General features: G+C 71.0%; 26 protein-coding genes. 15 read left to right on the top strand and 11 right to left on the bottom strand.

Features of this window, described 5'->3' with window-relative positions; all coding sequences use genetic code 11:
* Nucleotides 1-4: 4 nt before the first annotated feature.
* Genes ACQEVJ_RS41485 through nuoH form a run of 3 tightly spaced genes read left to right on the top strand, consistent with a single transcriptional unit; the run spans nt 5 to nt 2,020 of the window.
* Nucleotides 5-523: an NADH-quinone oxidoreductase subunit B gene (locus ACQEVJ_RS41485; RefSeq protein WP_204049166.1), complete on the top strand. Its 519-nt coding sequence runs from the start codon at nt 5-7 to the stop codon at nt 521-523.
* On the top strand, nt 520-1,050 hold the full coding sequence (locus tag ACQEVJ_RS41480) for an NADH-quinone oxidoreductase subunit C (RefSeq protein WP_433110396.1): 531 nt from the start codon (nt 520-522) through the stop codon (nt 1,048-1,050). The genes ACQEVJ_RS41485 and ACQEVJ_RS41480 overlap by 4 nt, the downstream gene beginning before the upstream one ends.
* A 16-nt stretch (nt 1,051-1,066) precedes the next feature.
* The gene (nuoH, locus tag ACQEVJ_RS41475; RefSeq protein ID WP_433110394.1) at nt 1,067-2,020 is read left to right on the top strand and encodes an NADH-quinone oxidoreductase subunit NuoH; all 954 of its coding nucleotides are present in this window, start codon (nt 1,067-1,069) and stop codon (nt 2,018-2,020) included.
* 6 nt (nt 2,021-2,026) lie between these two features.
* On the opposite strand, the gene ACQEVJ_RS41470 is transcribed toward nuoH, so the two are convergent.
* The 4 genes from ACQEVJ_RS41470 to ACQEVJ_RS41455 all read right to left on the bottom strand — a co-directional run bounded on the left by ACQEVJ_RS41470 (nt 2,027) and on the right by ACQEVJ_RS41455 (nt 5,595).
* A complete protein-coding gene (locus tag ACQEVJ_RS41470) occupies nt 2,027-2,365 on the bottom strand; it encodes a hypothetical protein (protein WP_433110392.1) in 339 nt (112 codons plus the stop codon).
* Complete coding sequence (locus tag ACQEVJ_RS41465; protein WP_433110391.1) at nt 2,362-4,344, bottom strand: hypothetical protein; 1,983 nt, start codon at nt 4,342-4,344, stop codon at nt 2,362-2,364. The genes ACQEVJ_RS41470 and ACQEVJ_RS41465 overlap by 4 nt, the downstream gene beginning before the upstream one ends.
* 26 nt (nt 4,345-4,370) lie before the next feature.
* Nucleotides 4,371-4,631, bottom strand: a complete 261-nt coding sequence (locus ACQEVJ_RS41460) for a hypothetical protein (protein WP_433110389.1) — start codon at nt 4,629-4,631, stop codon at nt 4,371-4,373.
* A 100-nt stretch (nt 4,632-4,731) separates the two neighbouring features.
* Nucleotides 4,732-5,595, bottom strand: a complete 864-nt coding sequence (locus ACQEVJ_RS41455) for a ComEA family DNA-binding protein (protein ID WP_433110387.1) — start codon at nt 5,593-5,595, stop codon at nt 4,732-4,734.
* A gap of 152 nt (nt 5,596-5,747) precedes the next feature.
* Between ACQEVJ_RS41455 and ACQEVJ_RS41450 the strand changes: the two genes are divergently transcribed.
* From ACQEVJ_RS41450 to ACQEVJ_RS41420, 7 genes are all read left to right on the top strand, one after another.
* Nucleotides 5,748-6,545 (top strand): 4Fe-4S binding protein, encoded by a 798-nt coding sequence (locus ACQEVJ_RS41450; protein WP_433110385.1) that lies wholly within the window; start codon nt 5,748-5,750, stop codon nt 6,543-6,545.
* Nucleotides 6,542-7,081, top strand: a complete 540-nt coding sequence (locus tag ACQEVJ_RS41445; protein ID WP_433110383.1) for an NADH-quinone oxidoreductase subunit J family protein — start codon at nt 6,542-6,544, stop codon at nt 7,079-7,081. The genes ACQEVJ_RS41450 and ACQEVJ_RS41445 overlap by 4 nt, the downstream gene beginning before the upstream one ends.
* A 43-nt stretch (nt 7,082-7,124) precedes the next feature.
* On the top strand, nt 7,125-7,478 hold the full coding sequence (gene nuoK / locus ACQEVJ_RS41440) for an NADH-quinone oxidoreductase subunit NuoK (protein ID WP_433113244.1): 354 nt from the start codon (nt 7,125-7,127) through the stop codon (nt 7,476-7,478).
* Complete coding sequence (locus tag ACQEVJ_RS41435; protein WP_433110381.1) at nt 7,475-9,361, top strand: NADH-quinone oxidoreductase subunit 5 family protein; 1,887 nt, start codon at nt 7,475-7,477, stop codon at nt 9,359-9,361. Before nuoK ends, ACQEVJ_RS41435 begins: the two co-directional genes overlap by 4 nt.
* A gap of 121 nt (nt 9,362-9,482) precedes the next feature.
* Complete coding sequence (locus ACQEVJ_RS41430) at nt 9,483-11,162, top strand: complex I subunit 4 family protein (protein ID WP_433110379.1); 1,680 nt, start codon at nt 9,483-9,485, stop codon at nt 11,160-11,162.
* On the top strand, nt 11,159-12,691 hold the full coding sequence (locus tag ACQEVJ_RS41425) for an NADH-quinone oxidoreductase subunit N (protein ID WP_433110377.1): 1,533 nt from the start codon (nt 11,159-11,161) through the stop codon (nt 12,689-12,691). The genes ACQEVJ_RS41430 and ACQEVJ_RS41425 overlap by 4 nt, the downstream gene beginning before the upstream one ends.
* Nucleotides 12,692-12,808: 117 nt before the next feature.
* On the top strand, nt 12,809-13,657 hold the full coding sequence (locus tag ACQEVJ_RS41420; protein WP_433110375.1) for a M48 family metalloprotease: 849 nt from the start codon (nt 12,809-12,811) through the stop codon (nt 13,655-13,657).
* A gap of 20 nt (nt 13,658-13,677) precedes the next feature.
* Here the strand turns inward: ACQEVJ_RS41420 and ACQEVJ_RS41415 are convergent, their stop codons facing one another.
* Both ACQEVJ_RS41415 and ACQEVJ_RS41410 read right to left on the bottom strand, forming a co-directional pair.
* Nucleotides 13,678-14,253 carry a pyridoxamine 5'-phosphate oxidase family protein gene (locus ACQEVJ_RS41415; RefSeq protein WP_433110373.1) on the bottom strand — a complete coding sequence of 192 codons (576 nt, stop codon included), beginning with the start codon at nt 14,251-14,253 and terminating at the stop codon, nt 13,678-13,680.
* 19 nt (nt 14,254-14,272) lie between these two features.
* The gene (locus tag ACQEVJ_RS41410) at nt 14,273-15,304 is read right to left on the bottom strand and encodes a hypothetical protein (protein ID WP_433110371.1); all 1,032 of its coding nucleotides are present in this window, start codon (nt 15,302-15,304) and stop codon (nt 14,273-14,275) included.
* A gap of 190 nt (nt 15,305-15,494) precedes the next feature.
* On the opposite strand from ACQEVJ_RS41410, the gene ACQEVJ_RS41405 reads away from it, so the two are divergent.
* Genes ACQEVJ_RS41405 through ACQEVJ_RS41385 form a run of 5 tightly spaced genes read left to right on the top strand, consistent with a single transcriptional unit; the run spans nt 15,495 to nt 21,762 of the window.
* Nucleotides 15,495-17,147, top strand: a complete 1,653-nt coding sequence (locus ACQEVJ_RS41405) for an ABC transporter substrate-binding protein (protein ID WP_433110369.1) — start codon at nt 15,495-15,497, stop codon at nt 17,145-17,147.
* 10 nt (nt 17,148-17,157) lie between these two features.
* Entirely contained in the window at nt 17,158-18,117 is a 960-nt protein-coding gene (locus ACQEVJ_RS41400; RefSeq protein WP_433110367.1) for an ABC transporter permease, read from the top strand.
* Nucleotides 18,114-18,974 carry an ABC transporter permease gene (locus ACQEVJ_RS41395; protein ID WP_433110365.1) on the top strand — a complete coding sequence of 287 codons (861 nt, stop codon included), beginning with the start codon at nt 18,114-18,116 and terminating at the stop codon, nt 18,972-18,974. Before ACQEVJ_RS41400 ends, ACQEVJ_RS41395 begins: the two co-directional genes overlap by 4 nt.
* On the top strand, nt 18,971-20,680 hold the full coding sequence (locus tag ACQEVJ_RS41390) for an ABC transporter ATP-binding protein (protein WP_433110363.1): 1,710 nt from the start codon (nt 18,971-18,973) through the stop codon (nt 20,678-20,680). The genes ACQEVJ_RS41395 and ACQEVJ_RS41390 overlap by 4 nt, the downstream gene beginning before the upstream one ends.
* A gap of 8 nt (nt 20,681-20,688) precedes the next feature.
* Nucleotides 20,689-21,762: a peptidase C39 family protein gene (locus tag ACQEVJ_RS41385; protein WP_433110361.1), complete on the top strand. Its 1,074-nt coding sequence runs from the start codon at nt 20,689-20,691 to the stop codon at nt 21,760-21,762.
* A gap of 4 nt (nt 21,763-21,766) precedes the next feature.
* Here the strand turns inward: ACQEVJ_RS41385 and ACQEVJ_RS41380 are convergent, their stop codons facing one another.
* The 5 genes from ACQEVJ_RS41380 to ACQEVJ_RS41360 form a co-directional block, all read right to left on the bottom strand.
* Nucleotides 21,767-22,336, bottom strand: coding sequence for a helix-turn-helix domain-containing protein (locus ACQEVJ_RS41380; RefSeq protein WP_433110359.1), 570 nt, complete (start codon nt 22,334-22,336; stop codon nt 21,767-21,769).
* Between the two features lie 49 nt (nt 22,337-22,385).
* Nucleotides 22,386-23,153: an amino acid ABC transporter ATP-binding protein gene (locus tag ACQEVJ_RS41375; protein WP_433113241.1), complete on the bottom strand. Its 768-nt coding sequence runs from the start codon at nt 23,151-23,153 to the stop codon at nt 22,386-22,388.
* Between the two features lie 29 nt (nt 23,154-23,182).
* Nucleotides 23,183-24,037 (bottom strand): amino acid ABC transporter permease, encoded by an 855-nt coding sequence (locus ACQEVJ_RS41370; protein WP_433110357.1) that lies wholly within the window; start codon nt 24,035-24,037, stop codon nt 23,183-23,185.
* Between the two features lie 3 nt (nt 24,038-24,040).
* On the bottom strand, nt 24,041-24,949 hold the full coding sequence (locus tag ACQEVJ_RS41365; RefSeq protein WP_433110355.1) for an ABC transporter substrate-binding protein: 909 nt from the start codon (nt 24,947-24,949) through the stop codon (nt 24,041-24,043).
* 544 nt (nt 24,950-25,493) lie between these two features.
* Nucleotides 25,494-25,976 carry a MarR family winged helix-turn-helix transcriptional regulator gene (locus ACQEVJ_RS41360; RefSeq protein ID WP_433110354.1) on the bottom strand — a complete coding sequence of 161 codons (483 nt, stop codon included), beginning with the start codon at nt 25,974-25,976 and terminating at the stop codon, nt 25,494-25,496.
* Nucleotides 25,977-25,995 lie beyond the last annotated feature (19 nt).

The following is a 25,995-nucleotide window of genomic DNA, read 5'->3' as shown; positions in this document are numbered from 1 at the left end:
CCGCATGCCCGTGAACGATCTCCCGATGCCCACGGTGGGGCCGGTGTCCCGGCTGGCGCCCAAGCCGATGAAGTTCGTGCTGAACTGGGGCCGGCGCTACTCGCTGTGGGTCTTCAACTTCGGGCTGGCCTGCTGCGCCATCGAGTTCATCGCCACGTCGATGAGCAGGCACGACTTCATCCGCTTCGGGGTCATCCCGTTCGCCAACGGCCCTCGGCAGGCCGACCTGATGATCGTGTCCGGCACGGTGACCGACAAGATGGCGCCCGCCGTACGGCGGCTGTACGAGCAGATGCCCGACCCCAAGTACGTGATCTCGTTCGGCGCCTGCTCCAACTCGGGCGGGCCCTACTGGGACTCGTACTGCGTCACCAAGGGCGTGGACCAGATCATTCCGGTGGACGTGTACGTCCCCGGGTGCCCGCCCCGCCCCGAGGCGCTGCTCCACGGGATCATGAAGCTCCAGGAGAAGATCGCGGGCGAGACGCTGGAGGACCGCTACCTGCCGGGGGCGGACGCATGAGCGCCGCCGAGGCCCTGCGCGAGCGGTACGGCTCACGCGTCACCGACTCCTTCGGCCAGGACGTGCTCGACGTGGACCCCGGCGAGTGGATCGACGCGCTGACGTTCGCGCGCTCGGCCGGATTCGAGTTCTTCGACTGGCTGACCGCTGTGGACGAGCCGCCCGAGGCGTTCGCCGTCGTGGCCCACGTGTTCGACCCGGTCGCGTTCGCGCACCTGCTCGTGCGCACCCGGGTGCCGCGCGCGGACCCCCGCCTGCCGACCGCCACCGGCGTCTTCCGGGGGGCGAACTGGCACGAGCGGGAGACGTACGAGATGTTCGGCGTGGTCTTCGACGGCCATCCGGACCTGCGCCCGCTGCTGCTGCCGGACGGCTTCGAGGGCCACCCGCTGCGCAAGGACTTCGTGCTCGCCGCCCGGGTCGCCAAGGCCTGGCCCGGGGCCAAGGAACCGGGGGAGTCCGGCCACGGCTCGCCGAGCCGCCGCAGAATGCTGCCCCCGGGCGTGCCGCCCGGCTGGTCGTCGTAATGGACTGAGGGGTCTCATGGCCGAGGTGCTCGACGTCGCGGTGCGGCTGGTCGTCGTGGTGGCGGCGTTCCTGCTGCTGCCGCTGATCGTCGGGCAGATGGAGCACAAGGCCATGGCCCACATGCAGTCCCGCCTCGGGCCGATGTACGCCGGTGGTTTCCACGGCTGGGCACAGCTCCTCGCGGACGGCGTCAAGTTCGCCCAGAAGGAGGACGTCATCCCGGCCGCGGCCGACCGGCGGGTCTTCGCGATCGCCCCGGCGGTGGCGCTCGTGCCGTACCTCGTCGTGATGGTCGTGATCCCGGTCGGCCCCGGACTGGCGGCCGCGGACCTCGACGCCGGGCTGTTCTTCGTGCTGGCCGTGATGGGCGTCGGCGTGCTCGGTGCGATCATGGCCGGGTGGGCCTCGGCCAACAAGTACAGCGTGCTCGGCGGCATCCGGGCGGCCGCCCAGCTCGTGTCGTACGAGCTGCCGCTGGTGCTCGCGGCCTCCAGCGTGGCGATGGCCGCGGGCACGCTGTCCCTGCAGGGCATCGCCGAGCAGTGGCGCTGGTGGTGGCTGCCCTGGCAGGCGATCGGGGCCTTCGTGTTCTTCGCCGCCGGGCTGGCGGAGCTGCGCCGGCCGCCGTTCGACATGCCGATCGCGGAATCCGAGCTCATCATGGGCCCGATGACCGAGTACGCCGGGTTCCGCTTCGCCTTGTTCATGCTGGCGGAGTACGCCGGGATCGTGGTGCTGTCCGCCCTCACGACCGTGCTGTTCCTCGGCGGCTGGCAGGGGCCCCTCCTGCCCGGCCCGGTGTGGACGCTTCTCAAGGTCTTCGCCCTGGCCTTCGTCGTCATCTGGGTGCGCGTCAGCTATCCCCGGCTGCGCGAGGACCAGCTGCAGAAGTTCGCCTGGACCGTCCTGGTGCCCCTCGCCCTCCTCCAGCTCGCCCTCACCGGAGTCGTCAGGGTCCTCACGGCCTGAACATGATCACAACGGGCACTTCCACCCCGGCCACCCCGCCGTCGCCTCGTCCTCCCACACCTGCAGCGACTTGCCCTCGTAGAGGGTCTCGCGATGAACACTGAGCCATTCGACGAGTTCCGCGCTTCCCCGGACCTTGCCCCTTACGAGCCACGGCTGGTCGCGGAGGTGGGCATCGGGGATGCCGCCGTGGTCCAGAAGGCACTGGACCACGGCGACGAGCGCTTGGTCGCGCCGTTGTACTTCGTCGTTCGCCGGCCTGTGCGGCTTCTCGTCTTCTGTGCAGGCGGACAGGGTGAACGCAATGGACAGGAGAAGAACGGTCCCCGCCTTCAGAGCCCTCACTGCTGCATCCTCATGGCTTCCTGCGCGGACCTGATCCACTGGAGCAGGGTCCTTCCCCCGTAGGAGGTCTCTGCGTGGTCGCTGAGCCACTCGACGAATTCGGCGTTGGGCGTCAGCCTGCCGTTCGTGTACCAAGTGGCGTCGCGCGGCGGATGAAGCGCCCCCGAACCGATGAGGCCCCGCACCACCGGAACCTCGATCTGAAGAACCTGCTTGCGGAAGGCGTCCGCATTCTCCTGGAGCGCGCGCAACGCGTGGTCCGTGTCGAACGACTCGCTCACAACTGGCGCGAAACCCCCCGTCAGGAACTGCGTAATGGTTCCCGGTCCCCATGGATTGCTGAAGCTGAGCGCGCCGAAACCTCCGGTCAGGATCGCGAAAGCGGTCTGGTTTCGCGTCTCCTCTTCGTCTCGCAGCTGCGCGTCGGCGAAGTGCCGATCGTTCTGCAAGCGCTGCACCGTTCCGTACAGGCTGGCTATTTCGCTCAGGTAATCCGCGTCCGATGGATCCGTGATGGTGGCCGCGACGGCGACCGCCACCCGAGCGTTGAGGATGCCCTTGAACCGTCCGAAATCCTCCGGCGTCCGCAGCGCCTGAGCGAGCGTCGCCTCCAGTTCGCTGTTTTTGATCACGACCGTCCAGGGATTGGCGGGATTGTTCTCTTTCGGCAGCGGCTGGGAGGTGAAGTCATGCCCTACTGACTTGGCGAAGTCGGGCAGGTAGCGCTCGGCGGTGTAGATCAATGCCTGGCGGATCTCGTCGGGCAGCACCGTCTGCGGGTGGAGGTTGGAGAACTCGGCGGTGGCCTGGACTATGTGGACGACGGACCAGGCGGACTCCTTGGCGTCCACCGAGGTGCCGCGCTCGGCCGAGACGGCGGCCTTGAGGAAGGCTCCGGCGGGGGTGGAGAGGTCCACCTGGCCGGTGGGCGGAAGCGCGCCTCCAGGATGCACGTACGAGCTGAGGAAGGGCCCGGGGTCGTAGCCGGGAGTGTGCCAGGAGTCGCTGACGAGCATGCGGGCGTACGTGAGTCCCGTGGCCGGATCGCCGAGGACGTGCCGGGCTGCCATGCCGTTCTCGGCGGCCCGCTGGAGTACGGCGCCCACGGCGTCGTACTCCGCCATGAGTCGCTGGTGGCGCGAGGCGTCGGCGTCGGTCTCCAGTTCGCCGCGGGTGGGCGGCCAGATCGTCTTGCCCGCGGCGCGGGCGTCGAGCATGGCGCGGGTCAGGTCGGCGAGCAGGTGGGAGTCCCACGACCTGCCGTCGGGGCCGTACTTCACGAGCATGCCGACCGACCAGGGGTCGGAGTTCCCGGTGAGGGCGGCGCGGGTCTCGGCGGGCAGGAGGGGGCGGCGGTCCTTGCCCGTGCCGACACGCATCTGGCCGGCGGCGGCCAGGGAGGCCCCGAGAGCTCGCAGGATGCTCACGCTCTCCGCGCTGAACAGGGTGGTTCCCGTCCGCTCGTACAGCGCGCGGGCGGCCCGCAGCGCGAGCGGCCCGGCGCCCGCCCAGAAGACCGCCTGGTAGTCCTTGTCGGCGAGGTGCCGCTCCAGGCTCTCCCGTAGTCCCGACAGGGCGAGGCGGGCCTCTTCGGGGTCTTCGGCCGCGAGGGCGGCGGCCAGCGTCTCGGCGTCGCGCTTGCCCTGGTAGCCGCTCTGTCCCGTCGCCTCCCAGTCCAGCCGTACGTTCGGCGGGCGTTCGAAGGTGAGCCCGAGGACGCCGGGCGCACGGGTCAGCGCGTTCCAGCCCTGCTCCCTCGCCAGCTCGTACGCCCTGGTCGTGCGGGCGTCCATGTCACGGACGTCGTCGAGCGCCGCGCCGATGAGGCGGGGCAGTGCGGTGAATCCGACTTCGCTACCCCATTTCTGCATTTTCTGCTGAATGAGCGGGCTGTGCCGGGCCAGTAGATCGTGGACCTGTTCGAGCCGCTTGGCCAGATCCTTGATATTGGCGGGATCGACCCCCACGAATTCCCCCACGGCATTCCTTTCCCCGTTTCGGCGGCTTACGAGGCGACTTTCCGGCGCTCCGCCTCCTCCACGCGGGCGATCAGGCGCGGCTGCTCGGCGAGTACGGCATCGAGCAGCCTGGTGAGCTGGGTCCTGCGGGCGCTCCAGTCGGCGGCCCAGCGGTCGGCCGCCGGGCCCTGCCAGGTGTGGTCCCCGAACATCGGGGGGACGGCGGTGAGCGCGTTCAGGATCTCCCGCACGGCGGTGGCGGCCGCGGCCATGTCCGCCCTGCATTCGGCGGATTCGGGTGACGTCACTGGCCCCTCCGGCTGTCGCGGCTGACGCACCTAAGAGCCTAAGGAAACGCCGATGGCCCAGCCAGGGATATCGCCGACGACAATCGGGATTACCGCATGGTTATTGGAGGAAAATGCCATATTCGGCGAGGTCGGAAGTGAGGTGCGGGGGCAGGGAGGCGGCGGCCGAGACGTCCTCGGCCGAGACGAAGCCGCCGACCTGGTCGCGTACGCGCACGATCTGCTCGGCGAGCGCGGGCGTCAGGCCGGGCAGGTTCGCGATCACCGAAGCGGGGGCGTGGTTGACGTCGACGAGGCCGCCGTCGTCGTACTGCCGGGGCAGGTCGGGCCGCCCGATCCGCAACTCGCGGGCCATCGCCGGATCGTGCTCCGCCAGTTCCCTGGCCTGCTGCCGCAGGGCGCGGCGGTGCTGCGCGAGCGCGATCGCCTGCTCGTTCCCGGCCTCGTACGGCGGGACGTCGCCGAAGACCTGCTTCCTGACCGCGAGGGAGTGCACGGTGGCGAAGAGCCAGGGGGTCAGCATGCCGAGAATCATCAGAAGGGACGCCAGGGGCGGCTCCTGTGTGTCCTTGTACACCTCGGACAGGTAGATCCACACGCCGGTGGCCGCGGCGTATCCGGCGGCGGCGACCCCATACCAGGCGCTGCGCCTGCGGACGGCGGCGTACAGCATGGTGAAGGGGGTGCCGAAGCCGCAGGTGTACAGCGGGGCGAACGCCCACAGGAAACCGGGGACGCTCGAAGGCCGCTTCACCGGTGGCGGCGGCGACGGCGGTACGGGCGGCGTCGGATGGGCGCCCGGGCCGTAAGGGCTCGGCGGCGGCACGGACGGCGACGGAGTGGCGCCGTAGGGGCTCGGCGGCCACTGCTGTCCGTACGGTCCCTGCTGTCCGTACGGTCCCTGCTGCCCGTACGGTCCCTGTGGTCCGGAGGGGCGACCTCCCGGTCCGCCATAGCCGTTCATGGCCCAGACGATACGGATTTGTCGGTCTTTGCGCTTCCCTTTCTCCCCACACCCTGTGGACAACCCTGGGGATGACGCTGTGGACGGTGTGGAAAACAGCTGGGATGGAGTCACACGTTCACTCGCCGCCGATAGTGCGCGATGATGAACCTGTGGCGCGCATTCCAGGAGAAGGGTTGGCCAAGGGCCTGGCCGTGACCATGCGGCACATGCTGCGGAAATCGGAGACGCAGCAGTACCCGGAGGTGCACCCCGACCTGCCCGCCCGCAGCCGGGGCGTGATCGCTCTGGTGGAGGAGAACTGCACCGTCTGCATGCTCTGCGCCCGCGAGTGCCCCGACTGGTGCATCTACATCGACTCCCACAAGGAGACCCTCCCGGCGCCCGAGGGTGGCCGTCCGCGCGCCCGCAACGTGCTCGACCGCTTCGCGATCGACTTCTCGCTGTGCATGTACTGCGGCATCTGCATCGAGGTGTGCCCCTTCGACGCGCTGTTCTGGTCGCCCGAGTTCGAGTACGCCGAGTACGACATCCGCGACCTTCTGCATGAGAAGGACAGGCTGGGCGAGTGGGCGGCCACCGTGCCGCCGCCACCGGCCCATGAGGTCGGCGCCGAGTCGCCGAAGGAACTGTCGGCCGGTTCCCGCCCGGCACCGGCCCACCGTACGGCGCCGCCCGCGCCGGTGAAGGGACCGGCCGAGGGCGCGTCCGCGGCGCAGGACACCGCACAGGAAACCAGCAGGGAAACGGCGCAGCGAACCGAGCAGGACACCGCGCGGGAGGCGGTGCGGCGACCGGCGGCGGAACCCGCGAGTGGGCCGGAGAGCCGCCCGCGCCGTGAGCCGCCGAGAGCCATGCGCGACATCCGCTCCATCCGGCCGCCGGGCTCGCTGCCCAAGAACGCCGGACCATCGCCGGAGAAGAAGGACGGGCCCGAGGGGGAGCGATGACCTCCCAGGCGCCGGGGTTGTGGCCGCCCTCGGGGCCTGAGGTCGTCTTCCTGCTGCTCGGCGCCGTCGTCGTCGGCTCGGCCCTGCTGGTCGTCACGACCAGGCAGCTCGTCCACGCGGCGCTGTGGCTGGTCGTCTGCTTCGGCGCGCTCGCGGGCGGCTACCTGGTGCTGACCGCCGAGTTCGTCGCCTGGGTGCAGGTGCTGATCTACGTGGGCGCGGTCGTGGTGCTGCTGCTGTTCGGCATCATGCTGACCCGCGCGCCCATCGGGCCCTCCGCCGGCCTCGACTCCGGCAACCGGTGGGCCGCCGCACTGGTCGCCGTCGCGACCGCCGCCGTGCTCGTCACCGTGGTCGTCACCGGCTTCCGCACGGCGTACGCGCCGCTCCAACCCGGGCAGGGGGCGGCCCAACCCCTGGGGGCGAGCGTCTTCCGCACCTGGGTGCTGCCGTTCGAGGCGCTGTCGGTGCTCCTGCTCGCCGCACTGATCGGCGCGATCGTCCTGTCCCGTACGGACATCAGGGGGCGGGAATGACCCGGTTATCGACCAGGCCAGCGGCCCGGAGGCGGTGAGCGAGGTGCACGTCGTCTACCCGGTGGCGGTCTCCGCCCTGCTGTTCTCCATCGGTGTGTACGGCGTGCTGGCCCGGCGCAACGCGATCCTCGTGCTGATGTCGGTCGAGCTGATGCTCAACGCGGTCAACCTCAACCTGGTGGCCTTCGACGTCTGGCTCAGGGACCGCCTGCACAGCGGCCAGGTGCTGACGCTGTTCGTCATCGTGATCGCCGCGGCCGAGGTGGGCCTGGGGCTGGCGATCGTGCTGGCCGTCTTCCGCACGCGCAGGACCGTCGACGTCGACCGGTTGCGGGCGCTCGCCGAAGTCGGACGCACACCCGACCCGGGGCGCCCGGATGGGGAGGGCGCCTCGTGACCGCCGTGGTGGTTCTGATCGTCCTGCTGCCGTTCGCCGCCGCCGCGGCCGGGCTGCTCGCGACCCGCCTGGGCGCCCGTACGGAACGGGCCGCGTACCGGCGGGCGGCGTGGTTCGCGATCGCTCCGGGCGCGGTGTCGGCGGCGCTCACGGTGTGGCTCGCCGTAGCCCTCGCGCGGGGAGCGGGTGCTTCAGAAGGGCGGTTCTGGTCGGAGCTGCTCCCCGGGCGGGCCGAGGGCACGCTGACGGTGGTCGAGACCGGGTCGGTGCCGATCTCCCTGACTCTGCGGGCCGACGGATTGTCAGTGCTCGCGGGCATCCTGGTCGTCGTGGTCGCGCTGGCGGTGCAGGTCTACTCGGTCGGGTACATGCGGGACGAACCCCGCTACCCGTCCTACAGCGCGTTCGTCAGCCTGTTCACCAGCGCCATGCTGCTGGTGGTCTACGCGGGGGACCTGATCGTCCTCTACGTCGGCTGGGAGATCATGGGCCTGTGCTCCTACCTGCTCATCGGGCACTGGTGGGAGGACCGGGCCAACTCACGGGCGGCGGTCAAGGCGTTCCTGGTCACCCGGCTCGGCGACGTCGGCTTCCTGTTCGGGATCTTCACCCTGGGCCTGTCGGCGGGCAGCTTCCGGATCGACGACGTGCTGCGCGCCGACATTCCCAAGGGCACGCTGATCGTCGCGACCCTGCTGTTGCTCGCCGGGGTCGCGGGCAAGAGCGCGCAGGTGCCGCTGCAGACCTGGCTGCCCGACGCGATGGCCGGTCCCACCCCGATCAGCGCGCTCATCCACGCGGCCACGATGGTGGCGGCCGGAATCTTCGTCGTCGCCCGGCTCTATCCCGCCTTCCTCGCGGCGCCGCCCACGCTCGACGTGCTGGGCGTGGTCGCGGCCGTCGGCATGCTGGGTGCCGCGCTCGCCGCGCTCGCGCAGGACGACCTCAAGCGCGTGCTGGCCTACTCGACGATCAGCCAGCTCGCGTACATGGCCGCGGCACTGGCCGCCGGGTCCGACCGGGCGGCGATGTTCCACCTGGTGTCGCACGGCGCGTTCAAGGCCCTGCTGTTCCTCTGCGCGGGCCTGGTGATCCACCACGTCGGGTCGAACCTGATCAGCCACATGGGCGGGCTGCGCAGCGCCCTTCCCGTGACGTTCTGGACGATGACCATCGGTTTCGCCGCGCTCGCCGGGCTGCCGCCCGCGAGCGGCTTCTTCAGCAAGGACGCGGTGATCTCGGCGATCGAGCACGGGACGGGACCGGCCCAGCCGTTCGTGTACGCGTCGGCGCTGCTGACCGTGGGGGTGACCGGGGCGTACGCCGCCCGCGCCTGGCTGCGCACGTTTTTCGGCCCCGCCCGGATCGAGCCGCTCGCGGAGCCGCCGCCCGGCGTCGCCCACGTCTTCGACGGCCGGGAGGCGCCCCCGTCGATGCTGTGGCCGGCCGGCGTGCTGGCCGTGCCCGCCCTGCTGCTCGGCCTCGCCGGATCGGCGGCCGGTGTGGAGGTCGAGTGGGGGTCGGCGGCCGTCAGCCTCGCCGTCGCGCTGCTCGGCGCCGGGATCGTGTACGCCCTGTGGCGGGCCGTGCCCGAGCAGGACCCCGCCCGGCTGCTCGGCCCTTTCCGGGTGCCGTGCGAGCGGGCCTTCTACGTCGACGCCGCGTACGCGGCGCTGGTCGCCCGGCCCGTCCTGCGCCTGGCCAGGGGAGTTGTCCGCACGGACGCGCGGGTGGTGGACGGCGCGGTCCGGGGTTCCGGCCGGGCGACGCTCGGCCTTTCCGGCCTGGTGCGGCTCGCCCAGAACGGCAACGCGCAGCTCTACGTCACTGGCCTGCTGGCCGGGATCGTGCTGATCGCGGTCGCGGCGGTGGTGCTGACATGATGCGGCGGGCTCGAAGCGGTGGCGCGCGGCTCCGTGCGATCGGTTCGCCGGCTGGGCTCGGGCCGATCGCGGTCACGGCGGATCGGACCGGTGGCGCGCGGCTGTTCCCGGTGGTGACGACGTGAGCTGGTTGCCGATCGCGCTCGTGGCCGTCCCGCTGCTGGGGGCCGCCGTCTTCGCCGTCCCGGCCGTACGGGGCAGGGCGGTGGCCTGGGGAATCGCCGTCTCCGCCGTGGTGCTGGTCCTCGCCGTCGCACTCGCCGCGGTCTTCGACTACGCGCGCCCCGCCGGAATGCAACTGCAGATCGACCGGACGTGGATCCCCGGCCTCGGTCTGCGGTTCCACCTGGGCGTGGACGGCGTCTCGCTGCCGCTCGTCGTGCTGACCGCGCTGCTGACGTTCCTCTGCTTCGTCCACCTCGCCGGGCACCCGCCCGCGGGCGGCAGGTCAGGCGCGCTGGTCGTCACGTTGCTCGTGCTCGAAGTCGGCATGATCGGCACGTTCCTCGCCCTCGACCTGCTGCTGTTCTTCGTGTTCTTCGAGGTCGTGCTGGTCCCGATGTATTTCGTGATCGCCCTGTGGGGCGGCGCGGGCAGGCGGGCGGCGGCCGTGAAGTTCATCCTCTACACGCTGCTCGGCTCGGCCGTCCTCCTCATCGGCCTGCTCGTCGTCTGGACGCAGGCCGGCACGCTCGACATGGTCGCGCTGGCCGGGCGCCACGGCTCGGGCATCGCCCGGTCGGCGCAGATCCTCGCGTTCCTCGCCATCGGGCTCGGCCTGGCGGTGAAGACGCCCATGTGGCCGCTGCACACCTGGCTGCCCGACGCGCACACCGAGGCGCCGACCGTCGGCTCGGTCCTGCTCGCGGGCGTGCTGCTCAAGATGGGTTCGTACGGCTTCGCCAGGATCGCGATCCCGGTGCTGCCCGAGGGCGCGGCGGCCCTGGCCCCTTGGCTCGGCGCGTTCGCCGTCGTGGGCATCGTGTACGGATCGCTCGCCTGCCTTGCCCAGCGAGACCTCAAACGGATGATCGCCTACTCGTCCGTGGGTCATATGGGCTTCGTGCTGCTCGGGTTCGCCTCGCTCACGCCGGTAGGCATGAACGGCGCCCTGTTCGCCAACGTCGCCCACGGGCTGATCACCGGCCTGCTGTTCTTCCTCGCCGGAGCCGCCAAGGAGCGGTACGGCACGGCCGACATGATCCGGCTGGGCGGCGGCATGCTGCGCCGCCTGCCGTACGTCGGGTCGCTGCTGACCTTCGCCTGCGTCGCCTCGCTGGGCCTGCCCGGCCTCGCCGGGTTCTGGGGGGAGATGCTCGCGCTGCTCGGCGCGTTCCGTCCGGCCGCCGGGCTCTCCCGGCCGCTGTTCCTCGGGTTCATGGCCGCCGGCGGGCTCGGCACGGTGCTCACCGCGGCCTACTTCCTGGTCATGCTCTCGCGGGTGACGCACGGCCGGGCGGTCGAGACCATCCCGCCCGCCGGGCCTCTTGCGCCGCGGGGGCCGTATGAGCCGCCGGGGCCGCCGCTCGCCACCGCCGAAGGCGTACGCGAGGTGCTGAGCGAGGCGGGGGAGGGCGCGGCTCCGGTCGAGCCCGTCGCGACCGGAGCCGCCGTGGTCGCACTGGATGCCGCGGAGGTGGGCCGGGCGCGGCGGCCTTTCGGGGACGTCACCGCCCACGAACTGGCGGCCTGGCTTCCGCTGGTGGCGCTGATCGTGCTGTTCGGCCTGTGGCCGAAGGCCCTGCTCGCCGTCACCACGCCCGCCGTCCAGTCGCTCCTCGGATCGGGGGTGGCGCCATGACGGGCGGGGTGATCCAGTCCATCGACTACGCCGCCGTGGCGGCGCCGCTGGTCCTCGCCCTGGTCGCCGGGCTCGTGCTGCTGCTCGACGCGTTCCTGCCGCCTCGCCCCGGCGGCGCGCGGATGCTCGGTCTCGTCACGCTCGGCGGCCTGGTCGCCGCCCTGGCGGTCGTGGCCGTCCAGGCCGCGAGCGGCGGGACACGGCGCACGTTCTGCGTCCCCGCCTCCCTCGGCGGCGCGTCCGCACCCGGCCGGGCCGCCGCGTCGTGCTCGTTCGTCGTGGACCGCTTCACCCTGATCATCGCGGCGGTCGTGCTGGCCGCCGGGGTGATCGTCGTGCTGCTGTCGATGACGGAGATCGCCGCAGAACGCGGCGCCGGGCCAGGAGAGGGAAGCCGGATTCCGGCAGGGGAGTGGTATTTCCTGCTGCTGGCCACGCTGGCCGGGGCGGTCCTGCTGCCGGCCTCCCGTGATCTCATCATGCTGGTCGTGTCGCTGGAACTGGTGTCGCTGCCGGTCTTCGCGCTGACCGCGCTCCGGCGCCATGACGGCCGCGCGTCCGAGGCCGCCCTCAAGCTCTTCCTGGTCTCGGTGGTCTCCACCGCGATCACGCTGTTCGGCGTCTCGCTGCTCTACGGCGTGACCGGCTCGGTCCACCTCGACCGGATCGACGCCGCCCTGCGGACGACCGGGGACATGGCCCAGGTCACGGCGGCGGCGATCGTGCTGGTGGCGGCGGGCTTCGCATTCAAGATCGCCGCGGTGCCGTTCCACTTCTGGGCGGGAGACGTCTACCGGGGCGCCCCGATCCCGGTCGCGGCGCTGCTGTCGGTGGTGTCCAAGGCGTCGGGCTTCGCCGGGCTGATCCTGCTGCTGACGTTCGCGCTGCCGGGGAGAGCGGCGCTGTGGGCCCCAGGAGTGGCGGTCGTCGCCGCCCTGACGATGACGGCGGGTAACGTCCTCGCGATGCGGCAGCGCGCGGCGGTCCGGCTGCTGGCCTGGTCGTCGGTCGCGCAGTCGGGCTACATCCTCGCGCCGCTGGCCGTCTACGCCGCCGAACCCCGCGCGGCCGTCGGCGCGTCGGTCGCCTATCTCGTCTTCTACGCCGCGATGAACCTGATCGCCTTCGCGGTGGTCCTGCTGGTGGCGCGGCTGCCCGAAGGCCAGGACCTGGAGGCGTACCGGGGGCTGGCGCTGCGGAGCCCGGCCGCCGGGCTGTCCCTCGCCTTCGCCCTCGTCTGCCTGGCCGGGCTGCCACCCGGGCTCGCCGGCCTGTTCGCGAAGATCGTCGTCTTCCGGGCCGTCGTGGACGGCGGGCTCGGCTGGCTCGCCGTGGTCATGGCGGCCAACACGGTGGCCGGGCTGTACTACTACATCGCCTGGACCGCGCGGCTGTTCGCGCCGCCCGCGGCGGGCGAGAGCCGTACGGTCTCGACGCGAGCGGCGGCGGGGGTCGCCGTCGCCGTCACGGTGGCCGTCACCGTGGTCTTCTCCGTGGTCCCGCAGGTGGTGCTGTCGGTCTCAGGGTGAGGCGCGTCACGGGGAACGTTCGTCCAGACCATGCACGTTGGTAGGGCTGGACGCACCGAACTGGACACACCGAGCCGGACACACCGAGCCGGACACACCGAACCGGGAGGAGGAGGCGTGCACCACAACCGCCTGCGCACCGCGGTCCTGCTGGGAGCGCTGTCCTCGTTGCTCCTGGTCGCCGGGGCCTGGCTGGGGGGCGGCACGGGTGCCCGGATCGCGGTCGTGGTCGCCCTCGTGGTCAGCGGCGTCGCCTACTTCTGCGCCGACAGGATCGCGCTGTCGGCCATGCGGGCCCGGCCCGTGGCCGAGGTGGAGCAGCCGGTCCTCTACCGCGTCGTCCGCGAGCTGTGCACCGAGGCCCGCGGACCGATGCCCCGCCTGTACGTGTCCCCGACGATGCAGCCCAACGCGTTCGCGACCGGGCGCAACCCGCGTGACGGGGCGGTGTGCGTCACGCACGGCCTCCTCGGGCTGCTGGACGAGCGCGAACTCAAGGGAGTGCTCGGCCACGAGCTGTCGCACATCCACAACCGGGACATCCTGATCTCCTCGGTCGTGGGCGCGCTGGCCACGATGATCACGTACTTCGGGTACGCCGGCCTGTTCTTCGGCTCGGACGACGACGAGGGGCCGGGATTCCTCGGCGCCATCCTCGTGATGATCCTCGGTCCGGTCGCGGCCACGATGATCCAGATGGCGATCGCGCGATCGCGGGAGTTCGCGGCCGACGACGCGGGGGTACGGCTGACCGGCGACCCGCTGGCCCTCGCCTCCGCGCTGCGCAAGATCGAGATGGAGGTCCGCAGGCTGCCGCTCCCGGAGAACGGCAGGCTCGCCTCCGCCGGCCACATGATGATCGTCAACCCGTTCCGGGGCACCCGGATCGGCAGGCTGTTCGCGACCCACCCTCCGGTCGCCGCGCGGATCGCCCGTCTGGAACGGATGGCCGGCTACCGCAGGTGAGGTGCGGCCCGCGGGTCATGTCAGGAATGCTGGGTGACCGGGTCGGTCTCCGCGGCCCCCAGCGCGGGCAGCCCGTCGATGCTCTCCCGGTTGTGCTTGGCGCGGTAGTTCCGCCGCTGCTGCACGTCCTTGCGCCCCGCCCACTCGTCGAGCAGCGTCCGGTCCTGCTCGTACGCCATGAAGGGCACCGAGTAGCCGCACGAGTCGGCGATGCGGTCGCAGCTTACGACGATGATCGACCGCACCCCCGGATGCGGCCCGAAGAGCGCGAGCAGGCCGGCGAAGTCGGCGTCCCCGGGGGTCACGACGCGGCCGGTGCCGAAGAGACGGACGATCTTCGGCGGTCCGCCGAAGGCGCAGAACATCAGCGTGACGCGGCCGTTCTCGCGGATGTGGGCGATGGTCTCCACACCGCTGCCGTCGAGGTCGAGGTAGGCCACCGTCGTGTCGTCGATGACCGCGAAGGTGTCGGAGTATCCCTTGGGGGACACGTTGACGTGGCCGCCCCGCTCAGGGGCGGTCGCGACGAAGAAGACCGGCTGCGTGGTGACGAACTCGCGCAGCCGGTCGGTGAGCTTCTCATAGATCTTGCCCATATCGGGACGATAACTCGGATCATTCGCCGGGCAACCACCAGGTCCACACGCTGGACTTCACCCGGAAGGAGTCCAGCGTGGCGGTGGCGCCCGTGTCGGTGTCGAGGCTGCGCACGACGACGCGATACGTCTCGCCGGTCTTCGCCGAGTCCAGGGTCTCCCAGAGCTTGAGGCCGCCGTCAGGGGTCCACTCCAGGCGCTTGGCCGACTCCTTCTTGGGCACGCGCACGTCCACGGCCTCGCCCACGCTGTCGTTCGACAGGTCGTACACCCGCAGCCGCTGCTTTCCGGACCCGGTGCTGATCAGCACCGCCACGGAGGAGCCGTCGTCGGCGAGCGCCATCGGGCTGTTGTTGGCCACGACCTGCGGCACGACCTGGGTGTTCGTCCGCCGCCCGTCCTGGTCGTACACGCTGAACCGGCTGGTGTTCTCGGCGGTCCCACGGGAGACCAGCACGTGCTTCCCGTCGGGGCTGAAGCCGACCACTGCCGCGTCGGCCGGGATCTTGCGCACCTTCCCCGTACGGACGTTCACGATGAGGGACGGGAGCTTGTCGTCACCGTCGTAGTAGTCGACCGTGAGCACGCCCCCGTCCCGCGACAGCGAGGTGGCGAGGTCCCCCATGCCGATGCCCTTGGGCAGCTTCGACACCGAGCGGGGGAGCGCGCGGACCTTGTTCGTGGTCACGTCGCGGACGACGAGCGCGCCGTCCTTCTTCCGGAAGTACGACACCTGCCGGCCGTCGCCGCTGACCGTCAGGGGCGCGTACGACTGCTTGTCGATCTTCCCCTTCGCCGTACGCGGGAACACCTGGGCGTCCTTGAGCACGCTGTCACGGCCGTTGCGGAGCGCGAGGTGCCAGGAGCCGCAGGGGAAGTAGTCGTCCTTCTTGCTGCAGGACTTCAGCCAGGCGTAGCGGACGGTGGACGCGGAGGAGGACGCCGTGGCGGAGGCGGCTGCCGTACGCGCCTCGGCCTGCGCGGTGCCGGCAAGGGCGGTCAGCGTCATGGTGGCCGCCGCTGAGAGGGCGAGGATCGCGGGTTTTCTCATGGGGCTTCCTTTCGTCTCGCCTGGATAGATGCGGTGCGGCGGCGAAAGGTTCTGTCACGAATGGGCCACGCCAAGATCTCTACACATTCGGTCGGGAAAGGGATGGAAGATCCGGCCTTCCGTGGTGTTTACTGCTTCTATCCATTTGGGGCGGCTTGGTAGACAAGCCAGGTCACAGGGAAGGCGTGACATGGCAGAAACGGACGAGCGCGGCGTCCACACCCGCCGGGGATTCCTCAGGACGGCGGTCACCGGCATGACCGTGCTGTCGGCCGCGGCGCTGCTGGAGGCCTGCGGCGCGGCGCCGTCGTCGTCGGCCGGCTCGAAGGCGTCGAGCGGAAGCGCCGCCTCCGGCACGGACACCGGCAAGGAGATCGAGGTGCTCCGGGTGTCGCTGCCCGGATCGCTGTCGAACCTCTATCCCGGGCAGGAGTCGGGCATCCTCAACTACTACGTCGCCGGGATCTGCATGGAGGGGCTCGTCGGCGTCGACACCACGGGGAAGATCGTCCCCGCTCTGGCGTCGAGCTTCGAACGCACGTCGCCGACCACCTACGTCTACCGGCTCCGCCCGGACGCCCGGTTCCACGACGGCACCCCGGTGACCGCCGACGACGTGCTGCACTCGATCGAGATGGCCAGGGACGCGAAGGTCTCGCCCGCCACGGCCGCCTACTGGGCCAACCTGAAGAAGGCCGAGAAGACCGGGGACGCCGAGATCACCCTGACCGCGAAGGCCGCCGACGTGGCGTTCGCCTGGCTCCCGTCGAACGCCGACGCCCTGTGGATCGCCCCCAAGGCCGCGTGGGAGAACGCGAAGAGCGGCTTCGGCACCCCGCAGTCGCTCCCCGTCGGGACCGGGCCGTACAAGGTCACGGGCTTCGTCCCCGACTCCTACGTCGAGTTCTCCCGGGTGGACACCTGGCACGGCACCCGGCCGAAGATCGCCAAGATTCGGTTCGAGTTCGTGCCCGACGAGAACACCCGCCTGCTGGCGTGGAAGGCCGGCAAGGCCGACATGGCGCTCAACGTGCCGCTGGCCCAGTCGCGCCAGTGGGAGGGCGCCGCCGGCACCCGGGTGGTCTACGCGCCCGACCGCTCCTACGCCGGGCTGACCTTCAACACGAAGGCCGCGCCGTTCGACGACGTGCACGTCCGCAGGGCGGTCGCCCACGCGGTGAACCGCCAGGCGATCGTCGACAAGATCCTGCGCGGCCGGGGCCAGGTCGCCACCGCGCTGTCCACACCCGAGCAGTTCGGCGGGCTGTGGACGCCGCAGGAGGCGGCGCAGCGGCTCGCCGCCGTCCCCCAGTACGCGTACGACCTGGAGAAGGCGAAGCAGGAGCTGGCGCAGTCGAAGGTGCCGAACGGGTTCAGCGCGAGCCTGTCCTACCCGAACACCGGCCCCCACCTGGGGACGGCCGCGCAAGCGTTCGCCGCCGACCTGAAGAAGATCGGCATCACGCTCGAAGTGAAGGAACTGCCGATCGAGCAGTGGCTGGCGGAGCTGAACGAGTTTCCGCCGCTGAGCTACATGTGGTACTTCAACACCACCGGCGACCCGGGCGAACTCCCGAGCTGGTTCCTGGGCGAGGGCAACCCCGCCAAGTACGCCAACGACACGATCGCAACGACGATGGGGAAGGCCACCGCCGAGGCCGACCCGGCGAAGAGGGCCGATCTGCTGATCGAGGCCCAGACGGCGCAGGCCGAGGACCTCGCGTACCTGCCGCTGTGGTGGGGGCAGGCGGCGACCGCGTTCGGCAGCGCGATCGGCGTCAGGGACTACACCTCCTACACCCTGCTGGCCGACTGGCCCGGCCAGGTGTACAGCGCCCAGTGAGGACAACACAGTGAACGGGCCCGTCCTCGCCTTCGCGCTGCGCCGGGCCGCCGCCACGCTCGCGCTGCTGCTCGCGCTGTCGCTGCTGGTCTTCGCGCTGCTGTACCTCGCCCCCGGCGACATCGCCCGCAACCTGCTGGGCACCCGCAACGTCACGCCGGAGGCCCTGGCCCGGATCCGCGAGCTGCACCACCTGGACGAGCCGTTCCTGGCGCAGTACTGGTGGTGGCTGTCCCACGCGGTGACCGGCGACTTCGGCACGTCCATCCGCACGGGAGGGCAGGTCGGGCCGCTGCTGCTCGACCGCACCGGCGTCACTGCGGCCACGGCCGGGCTGGCGTTCCTGCTGTCGGTCCTGGCCGGCGTCCCGGCCGGGATCGCCACCGCCGTACGGCGCGGCCGGCCGCTCGACCGGATGATCGTGTCGGCCTCGGTCGTCGGCGTCAGCGCGCCCGGCTTCGCGGTGGGCCTGATCCTGCTGTACGTCTTCGCCCTGGGACTGGGCTGGTTCCCCGTCTACGGCACCGGCGAGGGGTTCCTCGACGCACTGTGGCATCTCGTCCTTCCGGCGGTGGCGCTCGCGTTCGGGCTCGGCGCCTTCGTCGTGAAACTGACCAGGGCGGCGGTCATCCGGGAGCTGGACCAGGACTACGTGACGTTCGCCCGGGGACGCGGCCTGTCCGAACGCAGGGTGCTGCGCCTCGTGCTGCGCAACGCGGCGATCCCCATCGTGACCAGCCTCGGCCTGATGGTGGCCTACCTGTTCGGCGGGACCGTGCTGATCGAGGTGACCTTCGCGCTGCCCGGCCTCGGCTCGCTGATGGAGGAGTCGGTGCTGTTCAAGGACATCCCCGTGGTGCAGGCGCTGACACTCGTCGTCGCGCTGGTCGTGTCGGTGACCGCGCTCGTCGTGGACCTGTCGTACCTCGCGATCGACCCGCGCGTGCGGGCCAGGGCGGTGCACCGATGAAGTCGGCGAAATCGCTGAAACCGATCAAGCTGAAGCCGGCGAAGAGGCGGCCGCCGGTCGTGGCGATCCTGTCCGCCGTCGTGCTCGTGGCCGTCGGGGTGTGCGCGGCGGGCTGGGAACTGCTCGCGCCGCACGCCCTCGACCAGGACGTCTACCTGGGCGTGGTCGGGGCGGGCGTCGAGGGCCACCTGTTCGGCACCGACCAGCTCGGCCGCGACATCCTGCAGCTCTCGCTCGCGGGCGCCCGCTCGGCGCTGGCCGGTCCGATCGTGGTCGCCGTGGGGTCGATGGTGATCGGGTTCCTGCTCGGGACCTTCGCGGGTTACCGGGGCGGGATCGTGGACATGCTGGCCGGCCGCTACGCCGACCTGCTGCTGGCGCTGCCGTCCGTGCTGCTGGCCATCGTGGTCGCCGGGCTCGTGGGGCGCGGCTACTGGGTCACGGTCGCCGTGCTGATCGTGCTGTTCTCGCCGTCCGACGTGCGGCTCGTGCGGGGAGCGGTGATGGAGCAGACGCCCCGGCCCTACATCGAGTCGGCCAAGATCCTCGGCATCCGGCCGACGCGGATCATGTTCCGGCACATCGCCCCCAACATCGTGCCGATCGTGGTCGCCAACCTTCTGCTCAACGTGGCGTTCGCGCTGGTCGCGCTGTCGTCGCTGTCGTACCTCGGGCTCGGCGTGCCGCCCGGGGCCCCGGACTGGGGACGCCAGCTCGCCGACGGGCGTGCGCTGCTGGGCGACAATCCGCTCGCGGCCGTCGTGCCCGGCGTGCTGATCATCCTCACCGCCACCGCGGTGAACCTGCTCGGCGACTGGCTGTCGGAACTGCTCGACCGCAGGGTGGTGGCCCGGTGATTCCACTACTTGACGCCCGCGACGTACGGGTGACCTCGGCGGCGGGCGTCCTCGTCCCGGGAATCGACCTGACGGTGGCGCCGGGGGAGACCGTGGCGATCGTCGGCGAGTCCGGCTCGGGCAAGTCGATGACCGCCAGGGCGCTGACCGGCCTGCTGCCCGAGGGCGTGCACGCCACCGGACGGCTGGAGCTGTCCGGGCAGGCGTACGACCTGGCCGAGGCACGTACGCCCTGGCAGCGCATCCGGGGATCGCAGATCGCGCTGCTGCTCCAGGACCCGTTCACCTCACTGTCCCCGGTGCACCGCTGCGGTGAGCAGATCGGCTGGGCGCTGCCGCGCGCCGGCCGCGCCGCCGGGGTCGCCCGCCTGCTGGCCGAGGTGGGGCTGCCCGCCGAGGTCGCCGGACGCTACCCCTTCCAGCTCTCCGGCGGCATGCGCCAGCGGGTGGCGATCGCCGCCGCGCTGGCCGCCGGTCCGGGCCTGCTGATCGCGGACGAGCCGACCACGGCCCTGGACGTGACGACCCAGCACGAGGTCCTCGAACTCGTCGCCGGGCTGCAGCGGGCGCGTCAGATGGGCCTCATCCTGATCACCCACGACCTGCGGCTCGCCCGGGCCAGGGCCGACCGGATCATGGTGATGTACGCCGGGCGGCTCGTCGAGGAGGGCCCGGCGGCCGAGGTGATGGACCGGCCGGCGCACCCCTACACGGCGCGGCTGGCGGCCTGCGACCCGCCCGTCACCCATCGCCTGCCGGCGCTGCCGACGATCCCCGGCTCGGTGCCCCGGCCGTACGCGGTGAGCGGCGCCTGTGCCTTCGCGGACCGGTGCGACCTCGCGGTCGAGGCGTGCCGTACGGCGGAGCCGGCCCTGGCAGCGGTCGCTGACGGGCATGCGGCGGCGTGTGTGCGGCCCTCGGACGTGCGCCCGGTGGCCGAGCCCCGGCCACCGGCGGTTCACCCGGAGGCCGAAGCGGCGGGGCCCGCGCTGCTGGTGGTGAGGGGCCTGACCAAGAAGTTCCCCGGCTCGGCCGCGCCGGCGCTCGACGGGGTCGACCTGGAGGTTGCGGCGGGCGAGGCGGTCGCGGTCGTCGGCGAGTCCGGGTCCGGCAAGACCACGCTCGCGAGATGCGTGGTCGGCCTGGAACGGCCCGACGGCGGGAGCGTCGAGTTCGGCGGCGGGGCCACCGGCCCGAGGCGGGTGCAGTACGTGTTCCAGGACCCGTACTCCGCGCTGAACCCCGGCCTCACCGTCGGCGCCTCGCTGGCCGAGGCCCTCAAGGCGGCGGGCCGCCCCCGGTCGGAGGTGCCCGGCCTGCTCGACCTGGTCGGGCTGCCCGCGGCGTACGCCCGGCGCAGGCCCCGCGCGCTGTCCGGCGGGGAGCGCCAGCGCGTGGCGATCGCCCGGGCCCTCGCTCCCGGCGCCGAGGTGCTGGTCTGCGACGAGCCCGTCTCGGCGCTCGACGTCTCGGTCCAGGCGCAGGTGCTCAACCTGCTGTCGGACCTGCGCCGCGACCTGGGGCTGACCCTGCTGTTCATCACCCACGACCTGGCCGTCGCGCGGCAGGTCGCCGACCGCGTGTACGTGATGCACCGCGGCCGGGTCGTCGAGACCGGGCCGGTCGGCGGCGTGCTTGGCGCCCCTGCCCACGAGTACACCCAACGGCTGCTGGCGTCCGTGCCGGCGGCGACCCGAGCGGAGTGAAGATCCTGATGACCGAACTACGCGTCGACGTGCTGCCCGTGACGGGGGACGTGGCCTCCGTCGCCGACGGACTCGACGCCGTGCCCGCCGACCTGCTGCGCCGCTGGCGGCTCGCGGGCGGCGTGCAGGTGCGCACGCTCGTCACGGCCCGTACGGAGGACGGGACGCCGGTCGGCGCCGCCTTCGAGGTGCACAGGCCGCTCACCGCGTACCGGAAGATCGTGGACGTGTGGGCGTCCGACGACGCGGTCGCCGACGCGCTCGTCCGCACCATCGAGGAGCGCGCCTGGCGGGAGGGCGCGGTGGCGGTCAAGCGGTGGTTCGCGGCGCGGGACGTGGCATGGGAACGCTCGCTCGGCCGGGGCTACCAGGAGGTGCCGGTGCCCACCTGGGCGGGCCCGGTCGTCGGCGGCACCGAGATTGGCTGTGGTCAGGTGCGCTGGCGCGAGCGGCCCCCCGCGCGGGCGCTGCCGTACATGCGCCAGACCACCGACTTCACCTGCGGGCCCGTGGCGCTGCAGATGGCCCTGGCGGGACTGGGGCTGGCAGGCGAGCCCTCCCGGGAGGAGGAGCTGCGGCTGTGGCGCGAGGCGACCACGGTGGCCGGCTGCGACCCGCTGGGCCTCGCGCTCGCCGCCGCGGGGCGGGGCGCCAGGCCGGAGGTGCTGCTGTCCACCGAGGCCCCGACCCTGCTGGAGCTGTGCCGTACGGACGAGGAGCGCGAGCTGAGGCGCTTCATCCAGACGGGGTTCCGTGCCGAGCTGGCCGGCAGGGGCATCGGCGTGGAGACCGTCGCCTTCGACCTCGACCGGCTCCGCGCGGTGGTCGAGGACGGCGGGGTGGCGCTCGTGCTGATCGAGCAGCTCGGCATGCACGACGAGAGCTGCCCGCACTGGATCGCCGTCCACGGGGTGGACGGGGACGTCTTCCACGTCAACGATCCGTGGACCGACGCTCATCTGGGGGAGACCTACCTCGACGCGCTCGACCTGCCGTTGCCCGCCGCGACGCTGGACCGGCTCGCGTGGTATGGCCGGCCGAGCTACCGGAGCATGATCGCGCTCGGACGGCAGGTCGGCTAGCCGGTCAGTCGGAGGGCATCGAGACGAGCGTCAGCAGCCGGGCCGGCTCCGCGCCGGTCCGGTAGCCGTGCTCGGCCTCGGCCGAGAACCGCACGGCGTCCCCCGCCTCGAGTCTGACCTCGTACGTGGCGACCTCCAGGGTCACCGACCCGGACAGGACGTAGGCGAACTCCTCCGACCCCCGCCCGTGCGGCGCGCTCTCGTGGGCGTGCTCCGGCGGCAGCGGCGTCTCGTACAGCTCGAAGCGACGCCGGTCGAGGGAGCTCAGCAGGGTGCGCGCCGCGTCGTCGCCGGCGCGGCGCATCACCTGCGGTTCGTACAGCGGCGTACGAGTGATGTCGGCGAAGGACAGGTCGAGCGCCTCGGCCAGCCCCGCCAGCACCTCGACCGTGGGGTTGGCCAGGCCGCGCTCGATCTGCGACAGCAGCGCCTTGCTGAAGCCGGAGCGGTCCGCCAGGTCGCGGATGCTGAGCCCGCGCGTGTGCCGCGCGTGCCGCACGTTGCTCGCGATCGCCGCCCGCACCTGCTCCGAGAGCGCGCCCACCCGCCCATCACCCCCATCGAAGTACGCCATTGTTCCACCAAGGGGGCGCTCCGGACGTCAGACGCCGAGGGCTGCAGGGTCAGAGGACCTTGGACAGGAACGCCTGGGTGCGAGCGTGCTGGGGGTTGGCCAGCACCTCGCGGGGGACGCCCTGCTCGACGATGACACCTTCATCCATGAACACCAGGGAGTCGCCGACCTCTCTGGCGAAGCCCATCTCGTGTGTCACGACGACCATGGTCATACCATCGCTGGCCAGGTCCCTCATCACGTCCAAGACCTCGCCGACGAGTTCCGGGTCCAGGGCGGAGGTGGGTTCGTCGAACAGCATGAGTTTGGGCTGCATCGCGAGTGCCCGCGCGATGGCTACGCGCTGCTGCTGCCCGCCGGACAACTGGGACGGGTAGTTGCCCATCCGGTCGGACAGGCCGACCCTGTCGAGCAACTGCTCCGCTCTGGCCTTGGCCGCGTCCTTGCTCTCGCCCTTCACGAGGATCGGCGCCTCCATGACGTTCTGCAGGGCCGTCATGTGCGGGAAGAGATTGAACCGCTGGAACACCATGCCGATGTCCCTGCGCTGCGCCGCGACTTCCTTCTCGCGCAGCTCGTACAGCTTGTCGCCGCGCTGGCGGTAGCCGACGAGGTGACCGCCCACCCACAGCCGGCCGCCGTCGATCTTCTCCAGATGGTTGATACAGCGCAGGAACGTCGACTTCCCCGAGCCGGACGGGCCGACGATGCACATCACCTCGCCCTGCCGGACCTGAAGGTCGATGCCCTTGAGGACCTCCACATGGCCGAAGCTCTTGCAGACCTGCTCGGCCTTGACCATCAGACCGTCGTCCATGGCGTCCGCCGGGGCGTTCGTGGTCTCACTCACCGCGCGTGCCCCTTGCCGTAGTACCGCTCAAGGTAGTGCTGGCCGATCATCATGAGGGACGAGAGGAAGAGGTACCAGATACAGGCCATGATCAGCATGGGGATGATCTGATACGTGTGCGCGTAGATGTTCTGCACCGCGAAGGTCAACTCGAAGTACGGCACGGCCATGACCAGCGAGGTGTTCTTCAGCATCGAAATGGCCTCGTTGCCGGTGGGCGGCGCGATCACCCGCATCGCCTGGGGCAGGATGATCCGGCGCAGCGTCTGCGCCTTGGTCAGCCCCAGCGCGCTGGCGGCCTCCTGCTGGCCCGAGTCCACCGACTGGATGCCGCCGCGCACGATTTCGGCCATGTAGGCCGCCTCGTTGAAGATCAGCCCGAGCGCCGCCGCGGCGGCCGCGCTGTACAGCATGTTCGCCTCCGCGCTGACGAACTGCGGGCCGAACGGGATGCCCAGGCCGATGGTGGGGAACAGCGCACCGATGTTGCCCCAGATGAGCAACTGGGTGAGCAGCGGGGTTCCCCGGAAGACCCAGATGTAGATCCAGGCCGCGCCGCGCAGCAGCGGGTTGGCCGACAGCCGCATCAGGGCGAGCACGATGCCCAGGGCGATGCCGCCCGCCATCGCGGCGACGGTCAGCCAAATGGTGTTGCGCACGCCTTGGAGCACCGGAGGCGAGAACAGGTATTTGAGCTGCTCGGGCCAGTTGTACGCCTCGTTGGTGACGAGGTTGTTGATCAGCATCGCGGCCAGCACCGCGACCGCCACCGCCGCCACCCAGCGGCCGGGGTGACGCACCGGGACGGCCTTGATCGTCCCGGTACGCGCCTCCGTTTCGCGGACGGACATGGATCAGCCGCCGGCGCCGTTGATCACGGGCTCGGTGATGGCGCCGTCCTGGACACCCCACTTCTCCAGGATCTTGGTGTAGGTGCCGTCCGCCATCAGCTCCTTGAACGCACCCAGCACGGCGTCCTTGAACGAGCCGGAGTTCTTCCCGACCGCGAAGCCGTAGGGGGCCGCGTCGTACATCTGGCCGATGCTCTCGAGCTTGTCGCCGGTCTCCTTGATCGCGTAACCCACGATGGGGGAGTCGGCCAGCATGCCGTCGATCTTGCCGGAGACCAGGTCGGCGTTGACCTCGGTCTGGCCCTTGCGGACGACCTGCTCGATCGCGGGCTTGCCGTCCTTGACACACTTCTCGCTACGTGCCTTGATGTCGTCCACCTCGACCGTGCCCTGCTGGACGCCGATCTTCTTACCGCAGGCGTTGTCGGGGTCGACGCCGTTCGGGTTGCCCTTCAGAGTGGCCCACGAGACGCCGGCGGAATAGTACGTCACGAAGTCGACGACCTTCTCGCGCTCCGGGTTGTCCGTGAAGGACGAGATGCCGAGCTCGTACTTGCCCGACTGGATGCCCGGAATGATCGTGTCGAAGCCGGCGTTCTGGAAGTCGGCCTTGAGTCCGAGTTTGGCGGCCAGCGCCTCGCCCAGTTCGACCTCCCACCCGACGATCTTCTGACTGGCCGGGTCGACGGACTCGTTGGGCGGGTAAGAAGCGTCACTACCGATCAAGATCTTGCCGTCCGCCGCGATGTTCTGCGGCACGAGCTGCGCCAGGGTGCTTGTGGCGCTGGGGATCGGGGCGGCGGTGTCGGTCCCGGTCGTGCCGTCGCCGCATGCCGAGAGGGTCAGCCCCGTGGCGACGGCCAGGGCGCCGGTCACTGCGAGCCGACGCCGCGTTATCGATCGTGAGAGCACGAGGCACTCCTTGGTTCTAATAGGTCGGCTCGTGCTCTGCCGCGCGAGGGGAGCCGTGCCTGGTGGCAGGGACGGCCTGTGCCAGGAGCGGTGATGACGCCTCGGTTGCAGAGAACGGCCAGCAGGGCGATGCTCCTTAGTGACTTCTGTGATGGGACACGTTATCCCAAATTTACGCACCCACCGCAACCCTTCCGTCCCGTCTGTCGCCCCCTGTCGTTTTCGGCGCGGCTGCTTACGAACCTCTGCCCCGCGCGCAGGAGAAGTAGAGGGTCCCGATGTGAGGCGCGGGCGGCCCCGTCCCCTGGGGTGATCGTGCCGCCGGTCGGGCGCCACCCGTCGTGACCTCGCGCCCGATTGCCCATCCCGGGGGTCCGGCCTGCCGGAAGCGGTATGCCTGACAGGAAGAAGCTCCTGGCGGATACAGAGCCTCTTTGTGTATCGCCAGGAGCTTCCATGTCTTCTGCCGTACCTGACGGCCTCTCGCCCTGTCGCGTCCTCACCTTCGTGACCGGGATGGTCTACATCCGTCCGGTCTCCAGGTTCAGGGATGCATGCCCTCGGTGAGCATGTTGAACCGCTCCAGCATCCGCGCGAGCAGCCGTACGTCCTCCTCCGGCCAGGCGGCCAGCAGCGTGCGCAGCTGGCCCTCGCGCGCGGCCCGTGCGTCGTCGAGCCGCCTGCTGCCCTCGGGGGTGAGGGCCAGCAGGTGGGCCCGGCCGTCCTCGGGGTCGGGGCTGCGGCTGATCAGCCCCAGCTCCTCCAGCACCTTGAGCTGGCGGCTGATCGTCGCTCGGCCGACCCGCAGGTAGGCGGCCAGGTCGCTGGACCTCATCGGCGAGCTCTGGTCGATGCGGACCAGCAGGCCGTACGCGCCGGGGTCCAGCTCGGGATGCACCTTGCGCCCCATCCCCGCCGAGAACGCCCTGGTGCGCCGCAGCAGGATGGCGAGCTGCCGCTCGACCGCGCAGTACGCCTCGCGTTCGCCGGCCGTGGGCGGTCGGGGAGCGATCTCCGCCTCCGTCATGGCCTGCCTCCTCCTGTTG

The sequence above is a fragment of the Microbispora sp. CA-102843 genome (assembly GCF_050936215.1).
Classification (GTDB): Bacteria; Actinomycetota; Actinomycetes; order Streptosporangiales; family Streptosporangiaceae; genus Microbispora.
This window is presented reverse-complemented; position numbering and strand designations above follow the sequence as displayed.

Excerpts from the sequence above, each read along its gene's own strand:
- ACQEVJ_RS41485 (WP_204049166.1), top strand. The coding sequence starts at position 5 with ATGCCCGTGAACGATCTCCCGATGCCCACGGTGGGGCCGGTGTCCCGG.
- ACQEVJ_RS41480 (WP_433110396.1), top strand. The coding sequence starts at position 520 with ATGAGCGCCGCCGAGGCCCTGCGCGAGCGGTACGGCTCACGCGTCACC.
- nuoH (WP_433110394.1), top strand. The coding sequence starts at position 1,067 with ATGGCCGAGGTGCTCGACGTCGCGGTGCGGCTGGTCGTCGTGGTGGCG.
- ACQEVJ_RS41455 (WP_433110387.1), bottom strand. The coding sequence starts at position 5,595 with ATGAACGGCTATGGCGGACCGGGAGGTCGCCCCTCCGGACCACAGGGA.
- ACQEVJ_RS41445 (WP_433110383.1), top strand. The coding sequence starts at position 6,542 with ATGACCTCCCAGGCGCCGGGGTTGTGGCCGCCCTCGGGGCCTGAGGTC.
- ACQEVJ_RS41425 (WP_433110377.1), top strand. The coding sequence starts at position 11,159 with ATGACGGGCGGGGTGATCCAGTCCATCGACTACGCCGCCGTGGCGGCG.
- ACQEVJ_RS41415 (WP_433110373.1), bottom strand. The coding sequence starts at position 14,253 with ATGGGCAAGATCTATGAGAAGCTCACCGACCGGCTGCGCGAGTTCGTC.
- ACQEVJ_RS41410 (WP_433110371.1), bottom strand. The coding sequence starts at position 15,304 with ATGAGAAAACCCGCGATCCTCGCCCTCTCAGCGGCGGCCACCATGACG.
- ACQEVJ_RS41405 (WP_433110369.1), top strand. The coding sequence starts at position 15,495 with ATGGCAGAAACGGACGAGCGCGGCGTCCACACCCGCCGGGGATTCCTC.
- ACQEVJ_RS41395 (WP_433110365.1), top strand. The coding sequence starts at position 18,114 with ATGAAGTCGGCGAAATCGCTGAAACCGATCAAGCTGAAGCCGGCGAAG.
- ACQEVJ_RS41385 (WP_433110361.1), top strand. The coding sequence starts at position 20,689 with ATGACCGAACTACGCGTCGACGTGCTGCCCGTGACGGGGGACGTGGCC.
- ACQEVJ_RS41380 (WP_433110359.1), bottom strand. The coding sequence starts at position 22,336 with ATGGCGTACTTCGATGGGGGTGATGGGCGGGTGGGCGCGCTCTCGGAG.
- ACQEVJ_RS41375 (WP_433113241.1), bottom strand. The coding sequence starts at position 23,153 with ATGGACGACGGTCTGATGGTCAAGGCCGAGCAGGTCTGCAAGAGCTTC.
- ACQEVJ_RS41370 (WP_433110357.1), bottom strand. The coding sequence starts at position 24,037 with ATGTCCGTCCGCGAAACGGAGGCGCGTACCGGGACGATCAAGGCCGTC.
- ACQEVJ_RS41360 (WP_433110354.1), bottom strand. The coding sequence starts at position 25,976 with ATGACGGAGGCGGAGATCGCTCCCCGACCGCCCACGGCCGGCGAACGC.